The following is a 16578-nucleotide window of genomic DNA, read 5'->3' on the forward strand; positions in this document are numbered from 1 at the left end:
GCGGTAACAGGGAGGAAGCGTCTCGTGAGCAGCAGGCCATCCCGAGGCGCTGCTCGCCTCGCAGCCATACTGGACGCCCTCCCCGACGCGTTGGTGCTGGTCAACGCCAACGGCACCGTCGTCAACGCCAACACCATCGCCTTGGAGGCATTCGAGACGCCCGGCACCGCGCTCGTCGGACGCGGGCTGCTGGACCTGCTGCCGCAGTTCGACTCCAAGCTGATCCCGGGCTCCATGCGGCGCCCGGACCACATCGACCCGCGGGCACGCACCAAGCCGACCCGGATGATCGCGCGGCGCACCGACGGCACCGAGTTCCCCGTCGAGGTCACCAGCGCCAACCTGGAGAACGGGCAGCAGGCCTACGACGGCTACAGCTACTCCGGCGACGAGCTGCTCATGCTCGTCGTCCGCGACCTGTCCGGGACCGTGGACACCGAGGCCGAGCTGGCGCGCTCGCAGCGGCAGACCGAGATGATCCTGCGGGCCGCCTCCGAGGGCGTGGTCGGCACCGACACCGACGGGCGGATCGTGCTCGTCAATCCGGCCGCCGCTCAGATACTGGGCTACCGGGCCAGCGATCTCGGCGGGCGCGAACTGCACACGCTGGTGCTGCACTCGCGGGCCGACGGGTCGCCGTTCCCGTACGACGAGTCGCCGCTCGCCGACACCCTGCGCTCCGGGCGCAAGCACCGGGTGCGCGGGCAGGTGATGTTCGCCAAGAGCGGCGAGAAGGTGCCGGTCGACCTGACCACCGCGCCGGTGCGCGACGGGGACCAGCTCGTCGGCGCCGTGCTGACCTTCACCGACCGGCGGCCTTACGACGCCGTCGTCAAGGAGAAGGAGGACGCGGACAAGCGGCACGCCGAGGAGCTGGAGCGGCTCGCCGAGGAGCACGCCTCCGAGCTCACCGCCCTGCGCCAGCAGCACGTCACCGAGCTCGAGGAACTGCGCGAGAAGCACGCCGAGGAGCTGGCGGCGAACGAGGAGCGGTACGCCGCGCTCGGGGAGCGGGAGAAGGACCGTTACGAGGCGCTCGCCGCACGGCACGAGCAACTGCTGACGCTGCTCGGGCAGTCGCTGCGCGGGCCGCTGGAGGAGCTGCGCCGCGAACTGTCGGCCCTGGCCGCCGACGACGCCGGACAGCTGTGGCCCGAGGCCAACCAGGTGCTGCACCACCTGTCGGCCGGCTACTCGCGGATCACCACCCTGATCGACAACGTCCTCGGCTACCAGCGGCTCGACACGGGCAGCGAGCAGATCTCCCGTACGAAGGTGATGCTCGACGCCGTCGTCGCCTCCGGGGTCGACGGGGCCGTGGAGCTGATCGGCCCGGGGCGGGTGCAGTTCGCCGTGCACGCGCCGCCCATCGAGGCCGAGGTCGACCCTCGGCTGCTCGCCACCGCCCTCGCCCACCTCGTCGCGGACGTGGCCGGGGTCGACGCGACCGGCAACGCGCCGGTGTCGGCGGGCGGCTACATGGACAACACCGTCGTGGTCGCCGCGGCGCAGCGCGGTGAGGTCGTCCGCATCGAGGTGCGCGGGCCGTACTCCGGCGGCGACCCGGTGCACGAGCCGATCGTGCGCGGGATCGTGCGGGCCCACGGTGGTGTGCTCCAGACGCACGAGGTGCCGGGCATGAGCGGCAGCGCGTACGTGCTCGAAGTGCCGCTCGGGGGCGGCGCCGGGGCCGTCGCCGCCCAGGACCAGGCGCAGGGGCAGGCGCAGGGCCAGGCGCAGGGGCAGCTGCCGGCCGCGCAGGCCGGTGCGGGCCTCGCTGTGGAGGCCGGTGTGCCGGAGGGCGCGGGTGCCGCCGGTGAGCAGAACGCGGCAGGCGGACGGCGGCGGGCGCGGCGCGCCTCCGTGGATGCCTTCCTGGAGAGCGAGGGACAGGATCCGGCCGAAGGCACCGGGGCCGCCGGCGGCCCCGGTGCGGAAGTCGCGGTCGTCGCCGCGCCCACCGGGCGGCGCAGGCGGCGGGCGGCCGGGGAACCGGCGCCGGTTCCCGCGCAGGCGTCCGGCGAGGGCGCGCCGGTGTCCGGGGGGACCGGGCGGCGGCGCGGCCGGCCCGCCGAGGACGTCGGCGCGGGCGGTGGAGCGAGCGGTGACGCGGGTGCCGTGGGGAGTTCCGTGCAGGGGGTCGCCGAGGGCGCCGTCGTCACGGCCGCGGAACATGCGGCCGGCACCGCGGCCTCGGGCACGGGGCTGGGCGGAACCGTGCCGCCGCAGGGCGTTCCGGTGTCCTCCGGCCGACGGGCCGCCCCCGAGTCCGGCGAACAGCACGCCCTGCCGCCGGCCCTGCCCGCGCCGTCCGGCGACGCCGGGACGCAGCAGCCCCCGGCGCAGCCGACCGGACGGCGCCGGCGTGCCCTGGCCGCGGCGAACGAGCGGGCCGCCGCGCAGGAGGCGGCGCCGCGTACGGTGTTCGCACTGCCGCCCGCCGAGGCCGACCAGAGCCCGGCGCAGGCCGAGCAGGTGCCCCCGCAGGCGGGGGCGGCGGACGCGCTGCCCGACGAGGGGCGGCACGACGCCGTCCCGCACGACCAGTCCCAGGACCACACCCCGCCGCAGCCGCACCCCACGAGCGCGCCGACCGGGCGCCGCCGACGGGTCCCCGCCCAGCCGGCCGAGGCGACCGGTACGCCCGCTCAGGGAGTCCCCGGGCAGGGCGGCCAGGACGGGCCCGGGCACGCGCAGGGCGTGGCCGGGCAGGTGCCCGGTGCGCAGGGGGCCGGTGCCCAGGTCGCCGGCGGAGTGCAGGGCGTGCCCGGCCAGGGGGCTGCGGGCGGGGTGACGCCGCCGCACGGTACGGAGGTGCAGGCGCCTGGGCTCGGCGCCCCGGTGCCGCCGCAGGGTGGCCCGGTGCCGCCGCAGGGCGGTCCGGCGCCGGTCCAGGGCGGTCCGGTGCCGCCGCAGGGTGGCGGGGTGGCCCAGCAGGGTGGTGCCGCTCCGGCACCGGGGGCTCCGGTTCCGCCGCAGGGAGCTTCTGTTCCGCCGCAGGGTGATGCCGCCGTTCCGGCACCGGGGGCCCCGGTCCCGCCGCAGGGCACTCCCGTCCCGCCGCAGGGTGGAACGCTTCCGCCCCAGGGAACCCCGGTCCCGCCGCAGGGCGGAACGGTCCCGCCCCAGGGAGCGCCCGTCCCCGCTCAGGGTGCCCCCGTCCCGCCGCAGGGTGGACCGGTCCCGCCCCAGGGAACCCCGATCCCGCCGCAGGGCACTCCCGTCCCGCCGCAGGGCGGAACGGTCCCGCACGAGGGAACCCCGGTCCCGCCGCAGGGCGGAACGGTCCCGCCCCAGGGAGCGCCCGTCCCCGCTCAGGGGGCCCCGCCGCAGGGTGGACCGGTTCCCCCGCAGGGCGGCGCCGCCCCCGTTCCCCCGCAGGGCCAGGCCGCTCCGCAGGGCAACGCCGTTCCTCCGCAGGGGGGCGCGGTGCCGCCGCACGCCGTGGCCGTGCCGCCGCAGGGCGCGGGCACGCCTGCGCAGGGCGCGGCCGTGCCGGTTCAGGGCGCCCCGGCCGGGCCGGGCGCGCAGGCCGCCGGTCCCGGGCCGGTCCCCCCGCAGCAGATCGACGGGCAGGCCCAGGCCCAGCCCGGCCCGGCGCACACCGCGTCCGGGCAGGTCGGGCTGCCCGCCCAGCAGGCCGTTGCCACCGGGCAACCGCTGCCGCCGCAGGGCGTACCGGGCCAGATGCCCGCCGACCAGGGCCCTGCCTCCGCGCACCCGGGCACGACCGCCGAGCAGCCGGGGCAGGGCACCCCGGCCCCGCAGCCCTGGCCCACGGCCGCCGACACCCCGGGTGCGGGCACGCCCGTACCCCCGCACGCCACCCCGCCCGGGACCGCCGTACCCCCGCCCGCCGCACCCGTACCATCGAACGGGACCCCGCAGGCCACCCCCGTACCCCCGAACGGGGCCGCCGCCCCGCAGCAGTCGACGCCCGCCCCCGGTGTTCCCCTGCCGCCCGGAGGCGTGGCGCCGGGGCAGCGGGTGGCGCAGCCGCTGCCCGCCGAAGCCGCGGCGGCCGGTGATCCGAACGCCTCGCAGGGGCGCGCGATCAGTGTGCGGACGCTGGGACAGGGCGTGCCGTTCACCCGGCAGGCCGCCCAGGTGCAGCAGCCCACGGCGACGCCGGCCCCGCACCAGCCGGGCGGTTCGGGGCGTCGCCGCAAGCTCGGTACGCCGCCCGACCCGGCCACCCGGCCGGAGCAGCCGCAGACACCGGCCCCGGCCCCGGCCCAGCCTCAGTCGCAGCCGCACGCCTCGCTGGCCGGTCAGTCCCGGCTCGCGCCGGCGACCGAGGGGGCCGGACGGTCGTACGCGATAGGCGCCCCGGACGAGAACGCCGCCGAGGGACCCGAGCCGCTGGACGGCCCCGGCGGGGCCGTGGAGGTCGCCGATCCGCCGCGCCCGCAGCCGATGGACGACGAGCTGCCGCCGGAGCCGCTGGACAACCCGCGCCGGCTGCTGGTGTGGCCCGCGCCGGACGTCAGCACGCAGCAGGCGCTCAGCGACCGGGGCTACCGGCCCGTCATCGTGCACTCGCGCGAGGAGGTCGACGCGCAGATCGCGGCCTTCCCCGCCGCGCTGTTCGTCGACCCGCTGACCGGGCCGATCACCCGGACGGCGCTGCAGTCGCTGCGGCAGGCGGCCGTCGCCGCCGAGGTGCCCGTGCTGGTCACCGCCGGGCTGGGGCAGGCCTCGCGGGACGCCGCCTACGGTGCCGATCCGGCCGTCCTGCTCAAGGCGCTGGCGCCGCGCGACAGTGAGCAGCACCCGCCGCGCGTGCTGCTGATCGAGGAGCACGCGGAGATCGCGCTGGCGCTGACCGCGACGCTGGAGCGGCGCGGGATGCAGGTGGCGCGGGCCGCGAGCGACACGGACGCGGTGATGCTGGCGGGGCAGTTCCGGCCGAACCTCGTGGTGATGGACCTGATGCAGGTGCACCGGCGCCGCGCCGGGATCGTGGACTGGCTGCGCGCGAACGGGCAGCTCAACCGCACCCCGCTCGTCGTCTACACCGCCGCCGTCGACCCGGCCGACCTGCCGCGGCTGGCCTCGGGCGAGACGGTGCTGTTCCTCGCGGAGCGGTCCACCAGCACCGAGGTGCAGAGCCGGATCGTCGACCTGCTGGCCCGGATCGGGACCAACTAGGGGATTCGGGACCAACTAGGGGGTCGGGACCGACTACGCCTGGATCAGGGCGCGATCAGCCTGCGGGCCGCCTCGCGGACCGAGGCGCGCAGGCGGTCCCGGTCGGGCCCGTCGACGCCCACCACGATGCGGCGCATCTGCGGGACCACGGCGGCCCAGTTGGCCAGGGCGATGAGCAGGAAGAGCAGATCGCGGGCCGGGATCGCGTCGGTGATCACACCGCGCTCCTGGCCGTCGCGCAGGGCGGCGATCTTGCTGCGGTAGTGCTCCTGGCGTTCGTCCTCGTCGGGCAGTTCGATGCCGCTGCCGTACTCCATGCCCTCCCAGATCAGCAGGCGCAGCACCTCCGGGTGGGCGGCGTGGTAGTCCATGACGCGGTCGATCCAGCCGTCGATGTCGTCCGGGTCGACGGGGACGGCGACGGCCAGGTCGAGCATGGACCGCTCCAGGACCCGGGCGAACAGCTCGGCCTTGTTGCCGAAGTAGGCGTAGATGAGCTGCTTGTTGGCCTTGGCCTCGGCGGCGATGCGGTCGATCCGGGCGCCGGCGATGCCGTGGCGGGCGAACTCGGCGGTCGCCGCCTCGAAGATCCGTGCCTTGGTGGCCTCGGGGTCCCTTGCTGCCATGGGGACAGGGTAGCGCGCACATAACCAACTGGTTGGTTGACGGGAAGGGACGGACGGCGGACACTGTTGCGCAGTAGTCAACCAACCAGTTAGTTGCTAGAGCAGGCTCGAAGGAGTCCCCCGCTCATGTCCTCGACGACACCGACCCTCCGGCCGGCCACGACCCCGGCCCGGGCCCCGGGCCGCGAACCGGCCCCCGCTGTCTTCCTCACCCTTGTCGCGGTGTGCAGCGCGGTCACCGCCGCCAACATCTACCTCGCCGCTCCGCTGCTGTCCCTGATGGCCCGCGACTTCCATGCCGCGCCGTCGGCCGTGGCCTGGATCGCCTCCGTCGCGCAGCTCGGATACGCCGTCGGCCTGCTGTTCTTCGCCCCGCTCGGCGACAGCGCGAACCGCCGCCGCCTCGTCGGCGTCCTCACCCTGGTCACCACGGCCGCGCTGGCCGCGAGCGCGGCGGCGCCGGGAGCCACCGCCCTCGCGGCGGCCGTGTTCGTCGCCTCGGCCGCGACCGTCGTCCCCCAGCTGCTGGTCCCGCTGGTCGCCGAGCGCGCCCCGGCCGACCGCCGCGCCCGTCATGTCGCGGTCGTGATCTCCGGGCTGTTCACGGGCATCGTCGCGGCCCGGGTGCTCGGCGGTCTGGCCGGTCAGGCCTTCGGCTGGCGCTGGGTGTTCGCGGGCGCGGCCGTGCTGACCGCCGTGCTGGGACTCGCCACCGCGTACGTCCTGCCCTCCGAGCGGCGGCCGGGCGCCTCCCTGTTCGCGGCGCTCGCCACGCTGCCCGGCCTGGTGCGCCGCTCGCCCGACCTGTGGCGGGCGTGCCTGCGGCAGGCCGGCATGTTCGGGGCGTGGAGCGCGCTGTGGACCTCGCTCGCGCTGCTGCTCACCGGGCCGGCCTACGGGATGTCCACCGCCACCGCCGGGCTGTTCGGCCTGTTCGGGCTCACGGCCGCCGCGGTGGCCCCGCTGGCGGGCGGTCTGGTCGACCGGTTCGGCGCGGCCAGGGTGGTACGGACGGCGTACCTCGCGGCGGCCGTGTCCGTGCCGCTGTTCTGGCTGGGCGGGCACGCGCTGGTGGCGCTGTTCGCCGCCGCCGTGGCCATCCACGCGGCGCTCGTCGCCTCCCACGTCGCCAACCAGACCCTGGCCCTGACCACCACCGCCACCCCGGCCACCGCCAACACCGCCTACGTGGTCGCGGGCTTCGCGGGCGGCGCCACCGCCTCGGCCCTGGCCGGGTACGCCTTCAGCCACTTCGGCTGGGGCGGGGTGTGCGCGGTGGCGGGACTGTGGCTGGTGCTGGGGTGGGGGACGACGGCCGTACGGCGGTGATCGCGTGCGGCCGCCGCGCCCCGGGGCCGGACCTCAGAGCCTGGTGACGTCCAGCTCGCCCTCCGCGTACTTCCTGCGCAGCACCTTCTTGTCGAACTTGCCGACGGACGTCTTCGGCACCGCCTCGATCACCGTCCAGCGCTCCGGGAGCTGCCACTTGGCGATCCGGCCCTCCTCGGCGAGGAAGGCGCGCAGGGTCTCGAAGTCGGCCGTGGCGCCCTCCTTGAGGACGACCGTGGCCAGGGGGCGCTCGCCCCACTTGTCGTCGGGGACGGCGACGACCGCGGCCTCGGCGACGTCCGGGTGGGACATCAGGGCGTTCTCCAGCTCGACCGACGAGATCCACTCGCCGCCGGACTTGATGACGTCCTTGGCGCGGTCGGTGAGGGTGAGGAAGCCGTCGGGGGAGATCGTGCCGACGTCGCCCGTCTTGAGCCAGCCGTCCTCGCTGAACTTGTCGGCGGGGCGCAGCGGCTCGGCGTCCGGGCCGTTGTAGTAGGCGCCGGCGATCCACGGCCCGCGCACCTCCAGCTCGCCGGCGGACGTGCCGTCCCAGGGGAGGCGTTCGCCGCCCGGCCCGGTCAGGCGGGCCTCGACCCCGGCCGGGAAACGGCCCTGGGTGAGGCGGTAGGCGAACTCCTGCTCGGTGCCCACCACATGGGCCGGGGGACGGGCGACCGTGCCGAGCGGGGAGGTCTCCGTCATGCCCCAGGCGTGACACACCCGCATGCCCAGCTGGTCGAAGGCCTCCATCAGCGCCGGCGGGCAGGCCGAGCCGCCGATGGTGACCTGGGTGAGGGAGGAGACGTCCCGCGGCTTGGCGGTCAGCTCGGCGAGCAGGCCCTGCCAGATGGTCGGGACGGCCGCCGCGTGCGTCGGCTTCTCGGTCTCGATCATCTCGGCGAGCGGGCCCGGCTGCAGGAAGCGGTCCGGCATCAGCATGTTGACGCCGGTCATGAAGGTGGCGTGCGGCAGGCCCCAGGCGTTGACGTGGAACTGCGGGACCACCACCAGGGAGGTGTCCTGGTCGGTCAGGCCCATCGACTGGGCCATGTTGACCTGCATGGAGTGCAGGTAGATGGAGCGGTGGCTGTAGACCACGCCCTTGGGGTCGCCGGTGGTGCCGGAGGTGTAGCACATGGCGGCGGCCTGGCGCTCGTCCAGCTCCGGCCAGTCGTACGTGACCGGCTTCCCGGCGATCAGGTCCTCGTACTCGTGCACCGGTACGGCCGCCTCGGCGAGCAGCGAGCGGTCGCCCGGGCCGGCGACCACCACGTGCTCCACCGTCTTCAGGTGGGGCAGCAGCGGGGCGAGGAGCGGGAGCAGCGAACCGTTGGCGATGATCACCCGGTCGGCGGCGTGCTGGACGATCCAGGCGAGCTGCTCGGCCGGGAGGCGCAGGTTGAGGGTGTGGAGGACCGCGCCCATGGAGGGGATCGCGAAGTAGGCCTCCACATGCTCGGCGTTGTTCCACATCAAGGTGGCCACGCGGTCGTCGGCCGCCACCCCGAGGTCCTCGCGCAGCGCGTGCGCGAGCTGGGCGGCGCGGGCTCCGACATCGGCGTAGGAGCGGCGGTGCGGCTCGCCCTCACCGGTCCAGGTGGTCACCTGTGATGTCCCGTGGATCGTCGAGCCGTGGGTCAGGATCCTCGAGATCAGCAGCGGTACGTCCTGCATGGTGCTCAGCACGGCGTCCTCCCGGATGGCGACATTGCCTACGCGGCGGTAGGGGATGCGCTGATTCTGCGCACATACCGCGCGGTATGTCACTACTCCCCGGCTGATCGATCAGGTGACGTTACGCCACGCTTCGGCCCACGATCCAACAAGCAGCAGCTCAGGACGGCACGGCCAGGCACCCGTGCCTTCCTGGCGGGGGCTCACCGGGTCAGCCCCAGCTCCGGGTCCTCGCGCAGCTTGGCCAGCGCGCGCGACACCGCCGACTTCACCGTGCCGACCGAGACGCCGAGCACCTCGGCGGTCTGGGCCTCGCTGAGGTCCTCGTAGTACCTGAGGACGACCATCGCCCGCTGCCGGACGGGCAGCCGCATGATCGCCCGCCACATCGCGTCGTGCAGCGCCTGCCGCTCCGCCGGGTCGTCGTGGCCCACGGCGGGCTCCGGCTCGGGAAGCTCGTCGGTGGCGAACTCGTCCACCTTGCGCTTGCGCCACTGCGAGGTCCGTGTGTTCACCAGCGCCCGGCGCACATAGCCGTCGAGCGCGCGGTGGTCCTCGATGCGCTCCCAGGCGACGTACGTCTTGGTGAGCGCGCTCTGCAGCAGGTCCTCGGCGTCGCTGGGGTTCCCGGTCAGGGACCGGGCGGTGCGCAGCAGCACCGGCCGGCGGGCCCTGACGTACGACGTGAACGACGGGTACGGAAGGGTCCGCGTCGCTGTCGCTGGCGCAGCGGCGTCCGAGGCGCTGGTGCAGACAGGTGTGGTCATGGCTCCACGCTATGAGCGGGAGGGTCTCGCGCTCATCGGCCGCAGGTGTCGAAGCGCAGTCCCCCTCAGGTTGTAGAGAGGGGCACCGCCCCACCTCCTGAAGGTGGACGGGAAGCGGAGGGGTCCTGGGGGTTCACCCCTGGGGGGCCGCCGCGCCGTCGCCTTGCGCCGGGCCCGCACACGCCTGCGCGGCGGCACCGGAGCACCGCCGCGCAGACGTTGTTCACCCTTGACAGCACCCTCAGGTTCGAGGCGCCGTCGCCGACGGCCTGCTGCTGGGCGGTGGCGGAGTTGCCGAAGTGGTCGACACCGGCGAAGAGGGCGGCGGCGAGCGGCAGGGCGGAGAGGGCCCCGCCCCACCCACGCCCCCTTTCCTTTTTCGAACGTGCGTACGAAAATGGGGAGCATGGCGACCCTCGACCGGCAGGCCACCACCCTGGCCCTCGCACACGCCCTGTCAGCCGCCGAACGCGGACTGGCCGTCATCCCCCTGTCCCGCGCCAAGCTCCCCGCCCTGCGCTCCCCGCACCGCGCCGGCCCCGACCCGGTGGGACCGCCCTGCCGCGGCGAGTGCGGCCGTTTCGGCCACGGCGTGCACGACGCCTCCACCGACCCCGCCCGGATCCGCGCGATGTTCGCCGCCGCGCCCTGGGCGACCGGCTACGGCATCGCCTGCGGCCTGCCCCCGCACCACCTGATCGGCATCGACCTGGACGTGAAGACCGGCACGGACGCGCCGGCCGCCCTGCGCGAACTGGCCCTGCGCCACCTGTTCACGATCCCGCCCACCGTGGTCGTCCTGACCCCGTCCGGCGGCCGCCACCTGTGGCTGCGCGGCCGGCCCGGCGTCGTCGTGCCCAACTCGGCCGGCCGCCTCGCCCCCGGCATCGACGTCCGCGGCGCCGGCGGCTACCTCGTCGGCCCCGGCTCCCGCACGGACCACGGCGTGTACGCCGCCTCCTCCGGCAGCGCGCACCTCGCCCCCGCCGCCTGCCCGCCGGCCCTCCTGCGGCTGCTGCTGCCTCCGCCCCGCCGGCACTCCACCGCCTCCCCGGCGGCGGGCGGCCACGGCCAGGGCCTCGTCCAGTTCGTCCTCGCCGCGCACCAGGGCCAGCGCAACACCCGCCTGTTCTGGGCGGCCTGCCGCGCCTACGAGGACGGCATCGGCGCCGCCCTCGTGGACCCCCTGGTCGAGGCGGCCCGCGCCACCGGCCTGTCCGAGCGGGAGGCCCGCACGACGATCGCGTCGGCGGAGCGGATGACGGCGTACCGGCGGAACGCCTGAGGGCGTACCGAGCGGGAAGGCCGCCGGCGTACGGCCATGCGAACGGCCCTGGCAGACCGCGTGACGGCCGTCTGCTTACCTCCCGGGTAATCGACCACTCCCCTCCTCCCCGGCAGCATCGAAGCCGTCAACGGAACCCCGCCGGGGTCCGGGGCCGTACGCGCCCTGCTGCCGCGAGGAGGAACACCATGTCCGTCACGTCCCCCGCCACCACCGCCTGTGCCGCCGCCGAGCAGACCCGGGCCGTCGTGCGGGAGTTCCTCACCGCGCGGCTGGCCGGGGACACCGGCCGGCTCGTCGAACTGTTCGCCGACGAGGTCGACTGGCTGCTCGCCGAGAACCCGGGCGTCCCGTGGATCCGCCCCCGGTCCACCGCGGCGGAGTGCGCCGCCCAGTTCACGGAGCTGATGGAGCACACCGTGCCGGAGGACGCGCGCGCCCGCGTCGACACCTTCCTCGTCGACGGCACCGACGCCGTCCTGATGGGACACCTCGCGGGGACCGTCCGTACGACGGGCAAGTCTTTCTCGGGCCCCTTCGCCCTGCACCTGACCGTCGAGAACGGCCGCATCACCCGCCACCACCTCTACGAGAACAGCCGCTCGATCGCCGAGGCCTGCACTCCGTAGGGCACGGCGGGGTCCCGGCCGCCCGGGATCGCGCACCGGTCAGCTCGCGTCGCCCGGCCCGGAGGCACCCAGCAGATCGACCAGCGCCGCAACCGTCCAGTGGCCGTCGGCTCCCGGGCACGCGGCGAGGTAGGAGGCGACCGCCGGCACGTCCCAGACGCGGGCGGACAGCAGGCCGGACGCCAGGTACCGGACGTACGCGGCGGAGGGCGGCGTCCACGGCACGTCCTTCATGGTCCACGGCGCGGTGAAGGTGAGCACCGGCAGTCCCTCGACCTGCCCCGCGCAGACCAGCGTCTCGTAGCGCCCGTCGCCCAGCACGCACCGGCCGTCCCGGATGACCCCGGTGAGGTCGAGGGTCCCGCCCGGCTCCCGGTACATCTCCTGCGCCGCGATGTCGGAGAACTGCTCGGCGGAGATCAGATGCGCCCGGGCGAGCACCCGCCCGTCCGCGTACGGGTCGTAGAACGCCCGGCCGCCGCCCCAGACGGGAGACTCGGTGGCGAAGTACATCGCGCCGGTCAGCTCGACCGCGAGGGAACGCGACGGCATCCGCGGATCGCGGCACCCGGGGTAGTACCTGGCCGCGCCCGGGGGCCGGCCGCCCGTGATGTAGCACGCCAGGCGATCCAGGTGCGTGTTCGAGCCGTAGCTCGTGTACCACACCAGCCGCGGCGTCGTGTCGCCCGGCCGTGTCGCGTCGATACTGCTCAGCGCCTTCACTCCGGCCGCGTTCACGCGTCCAAATCTACGTTGCCCTGCGCCTTAAGTGCGGCGGCTGGAGGACGGCCGCGGCCACCGCCGGCCGGAGGCGCGCAGGGCTTCGGCCTGCGCCCTGATGACGACGCGGAGCCGGTCCGCTTCAGCGATGCCGACGTAGTCGGTCCGCGCGGTCGTCTGGTCAGGGTGCTTCCGGTATAAGCCACCCGGCGCTTGGATCATCCACCCGTCACAGGCGGCAGCACAGGCGAGGACGACGGCGATCGTCTCCCACGCCGGCAGGGCCGGCCACGCCCCCACCGCGAGGAGCAGCGGCGTACGCACGGTCAGATGTGTCCCGATGACCGGAAAACGATCCTCGTCGTACGCCGCCAGCAACGTCTCGTAGGTGAGAGGCCCCTCCGGGGGGTCGTACGGCCCGGCGACCGTGGAACCGTCCGGCAGCAGGTCCAGCCCCGCGGAGATGCACCACCCCAGCTCCGGGTGCTCTTCCATCGCGGCGATGTCCCGGGCCAGGCCCCCGGGGGTGATCAAGTCGTCTGCGTCGAGGCTGCGTACCAACTCGCCGGTCGCGCGCGCCAGGGTCAACGTGCGCGCCACCCCGGCGCCGCCCTTGTCCGCCATTCCGGGCGAGATCCAGGGCTCACTCGGGATGACGTCGAGCGGCCTGCCCGTGGTCCCGTCCTCCTGGACGAGCCACTGCAGGTCCCACCCATCGGGAAGCCGCGCACGCTCGTCCCGAACGGACTCATACGCTTCGCCCAGGTACTTCTCCCCTCCGTCGTAGACGGGCGTTACCACACTGATGACTCGGGTCATGAACACCGCCTCAGGGGTGTGACGTAACGGAGTCGCACGCGACCGGCAGGCGCCACGCCTGACCGGCCGTCACGTACGAAACACCCTACGAGGCACTCCAGTTGAAGCACCGCCCGACTGTTCAGTGCCACGCGCGGCGGCCCGGCTTTGAGCACCCCGCGACGGGGACGCGGACAAGGAGGAGTGGCGGGTTCTGATGAAGTCGCCCGATTTCAAGGACGCCACCCAAGCTCCCAGCTGGGGCCCGGCTCGAACGGGCGGACCGCCTCCACAACGGGCCGGTGCTGCGGGTCTACGGCGCGCCGGGTGACGCAGACCGCTGACGATAGGGCAGCCTTCAGTGCACCGCATCGGTGTTTCCCACGCATGAGGGGAGGCACCGGGTGAGTGTCTAACTGCGTGACAACACCCACGCACGACGGCAGACAAGCGCGGACGTCTGCGGACGTCAGCCCATGTGAGAGGCGCTCCCGCCCAAGGCGGAGCCCCGGCCCAAGTTGCTTCGGGACGAAGAGGTCTCTCGGCCAGGCGGATGCGCCAGCAGTACAGCAACCACAGCAACCGGCCCCGTCCGGCAGCGTCCATGAAGGACCGTAGCGCAACCGGTATGACCGCCACCGACCGATCCACATAGAGCTACGGATCAGAAGGTGGCCGTGCCCTAACCGTGCCCGATCGAGCAGGGAACCACGGGGAACACCGGGCAGTCACGGCACGCGGACGTAAGAGCGGCCCCCGACCAAACACCCAGGTCAGGGGCCATTCTCACTGCTCATCGCGCGGAGGCGGTGGGATTTGAACCCACGGTGACATCGCTGCCACGACGGTTTTCAAGACCGTTCCCTTCGGCCGCTCGGGCACACCTCCCCGCGCCGGCCGGGATCGGCGGCGCGGGGACAAGGGTAACGGGTCGGCACGCGCGTGTGCCGGTCAGTTGTCGCCGACGCGGGAGCCGAGGGTGAGCTCGGCGGTGTGCTCCTTGCCGCCGCGCTCGTAGGTGAGGGTGACCTTGTCGCCCGGCTTGTGGGTCCAGATCTCGCCGATCAGGGTCGGGCCCGAGTCGATCACCGTGTCGTCGAGCTTGGTGATCACGTCACCGGGCTTCAGGCCGGCCTTGTCGGCGGGGCCGCCCTGCTCCACCGGCTCGGAGCCGCCCGCGCCCCGGTCGGTGATCTGGGCGCCCTTGGAGCCGTCCTCCAGGGAGACGGACGCGCCGATCTTCGCGTACACCGGCTTGCCGGTCTTGATCAACTGCTGGGCGACGTACTTGGCCTGGTTGATCGGGATGGCGAAGCCCAGGCCGATCGAGCCGGCCTGGCCGGTGCCGAAGCCGCCGTTGCCGGTGGACTGGATCGCGGAGTTGATGCCGATGACGTTGCCCTGCGCGTCCAGCAGCGGACCGCCGGAGTTGCCCGGGTTGATCGAGGCGTCGGTCTGCAGGGCGCTCATGTAGGAGGCCTGGCTGCCGGTGCCGTCGCTGGAGGCCACCGGGCGGTTCTTGGCGCTGATGATGCCCTCGGTCACCGTGTTGGACAGGCCGAAGGGGGCGCCGATGGCGATCGTGGTGTCGCCGACGGCCACCTTGTCGGAGTCGCCCAGGCGCAGTGGCTTCAGGTCCGAGGGGGCGTTCTTCAGCTTGATGACCGCCACGTCGTAGCCCTGCGCGTGGCCCACCACCTCGGCGTCGTACTTCTTGCCGTCCGGGAAGGTCGCGGTGAGCTTGCCGCCGTCCACGGCCCCCGCCACCACGTGGTTGTTGGTGACGATGTGGCCCTGCATGTCGAAGACGAAGCCCGTCCCGGTGCCGCCCTCGCCGCTGTCGCTCTCGGCCTCGATGGTGACCGTGCTGGGCAGCGCCCGGGCGGCCACGGCCGCGATCGTGCCCGGGTCGCGCTTGACGTCTCCGCCGCTGGTGGAGGCGGAGACGGTGGTGGAGCCGGTGTCGTCGTTGCTCCTGGCCAGGGTGTAGCCGAGGCCGCCGCCCAGGCCGCCCGCGACCAGCGCGGCCGCCAGCACCGCCGCGATGAGCCCGCCGCGCCGCCCGCGGGCCTTCGGCTCCGGCGCCTGGTACGGGGCTGCTCCCCAGCCGCCGCCACCGGCACCGCCGCCACCGCCGTACGACGGGGTCTGCGGCGGCGGGGGCGGGGGCCAGGAGGGGTCGGGGGCCGACCCGAAGCCGCCGGAGGCCGGTCCGGGCGCGGACGGGGAGCCGTGACCCGGCTGGTCCTGGCCGCCCGGTGCCTGCGCCCCGGGTGCGGTCGCCGGGTGGGGAGGAACCGGAGGCGTGCCGGTGCCGCCCCCGGCCGTAGCCGTGCGCTCCTGCGACGGCTGAGCAGCGGGAGCATCCACCGGCGCGGGCGGTGCGGACGGGGCCGGGGGTACCGCGGTGCCCTCGTTCTCGGTGCTCACAGCTTCTCTCCTCGATCCACGGCTGTTGTTCTCGATCGCACTCGGGCGCACGCACTCACGCTCGTTCACGCTGGTCCACGGGCCCGGCACGATGCAGCTGTGCACGTCTTTTGTATGACGTCAGCTTTTCCCACGGGCCGTCAGGGCACCATAAGCGGTGGCTGTGGGTCCGAGGCCGTTCTTTATATAGGGCATTCTGCTCTTTACATAGGGCCTTCTTCACAGAAAGGACGCAATCCCGGTGCCTCCGTCCGGACCGCCGCCTCCGCCGAATCCGTCCGACCGGACGTCTACCCGATCGTGGTGGCACCATGACGCGGTGACCCACGCACGACAGCACCGGATCGACGTCGTCGCCCACCGCGGGGCCTCCGAGGACGCCCCGGAGCACACCCTGGCCGCGTACCGGAAGGCCATCGAGGACGGTGCCGACGCCCTCGAGTGCGATGTGCGCCTGACCGCCGACGGACACCTGGTGTGCGTCCACGACCGCCGCGTCAACCGTACGTCCAACGGCCGCGGAGCGGTCTCCGCGCTGGAGCTGGCCGATCTCGCCGCCCTGGACTTCGGCTCCTGGAAGAACCGCGACGCCTTCCGGGGCCGCGACGAGGAGCCCGACTGGGAGCATCGCCCGGAGGACCGGGAGGCGACCAGCGTCCTCACCCTGGAACGGCTGCTGGAACTGGTCGCCGACGCGGGGCGGCGGGTGGAGCTCGCCATCGAGACCAAGCACCCCACCCGCTGGGCCGGCCAGGTCGAGGAACGGCTGCTGGTCCTGCTGAAGCGGTTCGGACTGGACGCCCCCGCCTCGGCGGAGGAGTCCCCGGTGCGCGTCATGAGCTTCTCCGCCCGGTCACTGCACCGCGTGCGTGCCGCCTCGCCGACGCTGCCGACGGTCTACCTGATGCAGTTCGTCTCGCCCCGGATGCGCGACGGGCGGCTGCCCGTGGGCGTCCGTATCGCGGGCCCCTCCGTCCGCGTCGTGCGCAGCCATCCCGCGTACGTGGAGCGGTGGAAGCGGGCCGGCCACCAGGTGCACGTGTGGACGGTGAACGAGCCGGAGGACGTGGACCTGTGCGTGCGCCTGGGCGTCGACGCCATCATCACCAACCGCCCGCGCGCGGTGCTCGACCAGCTCGGCCGGTGATCCGCACCGCAACGCGCCT

11 protein-coding genes and 1 tRNA gene are annotated in these 16578 nt (G+C 74.2%); 5 read left to right on the top strand and 7 right to left on the bottom strand.

The genetic code is table 11. From position 1 onward, the window contains the following. Positions 1-24 precede the first annotated feature (24 nt). Entirely contained in the window at positions 25-5151 is a 5127-nt protein-coding gene (locus AB0K80_RS15025; RefSeq protein WP_365669482.1) for a PAS domain-containing protein, read from the top strand. 44 nt (positions 5152-5195) lie between these two features. Here AB0K80_RS15025 and AB0K80_RS15030 read toward each other — a convergent pair whose 3' ends face one another. Beyond that, on the bottom strand, positions 5196-5777 hold the full coding sequence (locus tag AB0K80_RS15030) for a TetR family transcriptional regulator (protein ID WP_365669484.1): 582 nt from the start codon (positions 5775-5777) through the stop codon (positions 5196-5198). A gap of 126 nt (positions 5778-5903) precedes the next feature. Here AB0K80_RS15030 and AB0K80_RS15035 point away from each other — a divergent pair, with 126 nt between their 5' ends. Continuing rightward, the gene (locus AB0K80_RS15035; RefSeq protein ID WP_365669486.1) at positions 5904-7106 is read left to right on the top strand and encodes an MFS transporter; all 1203 of its coding nucleotides are present in this window, start codon (positions 5904-5906) and stop codon (positions 7104-7106) included. 33 nt (positions 7107-7139) lie between these two features. Here the strand turns inward: AB0K80_RS15035 and AB0K80_RS15040 are convergent, their stop codons facing one another. Continuing rightward, the gene (locus AB0K80_RS15040) at positions 7140-8795 is read right to left on the bottom strand and encodes a long-chain fatty acid--CoA ligase (protein WP_365669487.1); all 1656 of its coding nucleotides are present in this window, start codon (positions 8793-8795) and stop codon (positions 7140-7142) included. A 191-nt stretch (positions 8796-8986) separates the two neighbouring features. Beyond that, positions 8987-9550, bottom strand: coding sequence for a SigE family RNA polymerase sigma factor (locus tag AB0K80_RS15045; protein ID WP_365669489.1), 564 nt, complete (start codon positions 9548-9550; stop codon positions 8987-8989). A gap of 406 nt (positions 9551-9956) precedes the next feature. Here AB0K80_RS15045 and AB0K80_RS15050 point away from each other — a divergent pair, with 406 nt between their 5' ends. Together AB0K80_RS15050 and AB0K80_RS15055 are read left to right on the top strand one after the other, a co-directional pair. Continuing rightward, entirely contained in the window at positions 9957-10835 is an 879-nt protein-coding gene (locus AB0K80_RS15050) for a bifunctional DNA primase/polymerase (protein WP_365669491.1), read from the top strand. Positions 10836-11023: 188 nt separating this feature from the next. Continuing rightward, on the top strand, positions 11024-11464 hold the full coding sequence (locus AB0K80_RS15055) for a nuclear transport factor 2 family protein (protein ID WP_365669493.1): 441 nt from the start codon (positions 11024-11026) through the stop codon (positions 11462-11464). A gap of 39 nt (positions 11465-11503) precedes the next feature. Here AB0K80_RS15055 and AB0K80_RS15060 read toward each other — a convergent pair whose 3' ends face one another. The 4 genes from AB0K80_RS15060 to AB0K80_RS15075 all read right to left on the bottom strand — a co-directional run bounded on the left by AB0K80_RS15060 (position 11504) and on the right by AB0K80_RS15075 (position 15412). Next, positions 11504-12187 carry a histone deacetylase gene (locus AB0K80_RS15060; RefSeq protein ID WP_365669716.1) on the bottom strand — a complete coding sequence of 228 codons (684 nt, stop codon included), beginning with the start codon at positions 12185-12187 and terminating at the stop codon, positions 11504-11506. Positions 12188-12229: 42 nt separating this feature from the next. Continuing rightward, complete coding sequence (locus AB0K80_RS15065; RefSeq protein ID WP_365669495.1) at positions 12230-13003, bottom strand: glycosyltransferase; 774 nt, start codon at positions 13001-13003, stop codon at positions 12230-12232. 780 nt (positions 13004-13783) lie between these two features. Further along, positions 13784-13870, bottom strand: a tRNA-Ser gene (locus AB0K80_RS15070). A gap of 63 nt (positions 13871-13933) precedes the next feature. Continuing rightward, positions 13934-15412, bottom strand: a complete 1479-nt coding sequence (locus tag AB0K80_RS15075; RefSeq protein ID WP_365669496.1) for a trypsin-like peptidase domain-containing protein — start codon at positions 15410-15412, stop codon at positions 13934-13936. 319 nt (positions 15413-15731) lie between these two features. Between AB0K80_RS15075 and AB0K80_RS15080 the strand changes: the two genes are divergently transcribed. After that, positions 15732-16559, top strand: a complete 828-nt coding sequence (locus tag AB0K80_RS15080) for a glycerophosphodiester phosphodiesterase (RefSeq protein ID WP_365669498.1) — start codon at positions 15732-15734, stop codon at positions 16557-16559. The last annotated feature ends 19 nt before the right edge of the window (positions 16560-16578 follow it).

The organism is Streptomyces sp. NPDC052682 (assembly GCF_040678435.1).
Classification (GTDB): Bacteria; Actinomycetota; Actinomycetes; order Streptomycetales; family Streptomycetaceae; genus Streptomyces.

Bases quoted from the DNA above. Each gene is read 5' to 3' on its own strand.
- AB0K80_RS15045 (WP_365669489.1), bottom strand. From the start codon at position 9,550: ATGACCACACCTGTCTGCACCAGCGCCTCGGACGCCGCTGCGCCAGCG.
- AB0K80_RS15050 (WP_365669491.1), top strand. From the start codon at position 9,957: ATGGCGACCCTCGACCGGCAGGCCACCACCCTGGCCCTCGCACACGCC.
- AB0K80_RS15055 (WP_365669493.1), top strand. From the start codon at position 11,024: ATGTCCGTCACGTCCCCCGCCACCACCGCCTGTGCCGCCGCCGAGCAG.
- AB0K80_RS15065 (WP_365669495.1), bottom strand. From the start codon at position 13,003: ATGACCCGAGTCATCAGTGTGGTAACGCCCGTCTACGACGGAGGGGAG.
- AB0K80_RS15030 (WP_365669484.1), bottom strand. From the start codon at position 5,777: ATGGCAGCAAGGGACCCCGAGGCCACCAAGGCACGGATCTTCGAGGCG.
- AB0K80_RS15035 (WP_365669486.1), top strand. From the start codon at position 5,904: ATGTCCTCGACGACACCGACCCTCCGGCCGGCCACGACCCCGGCCCGG.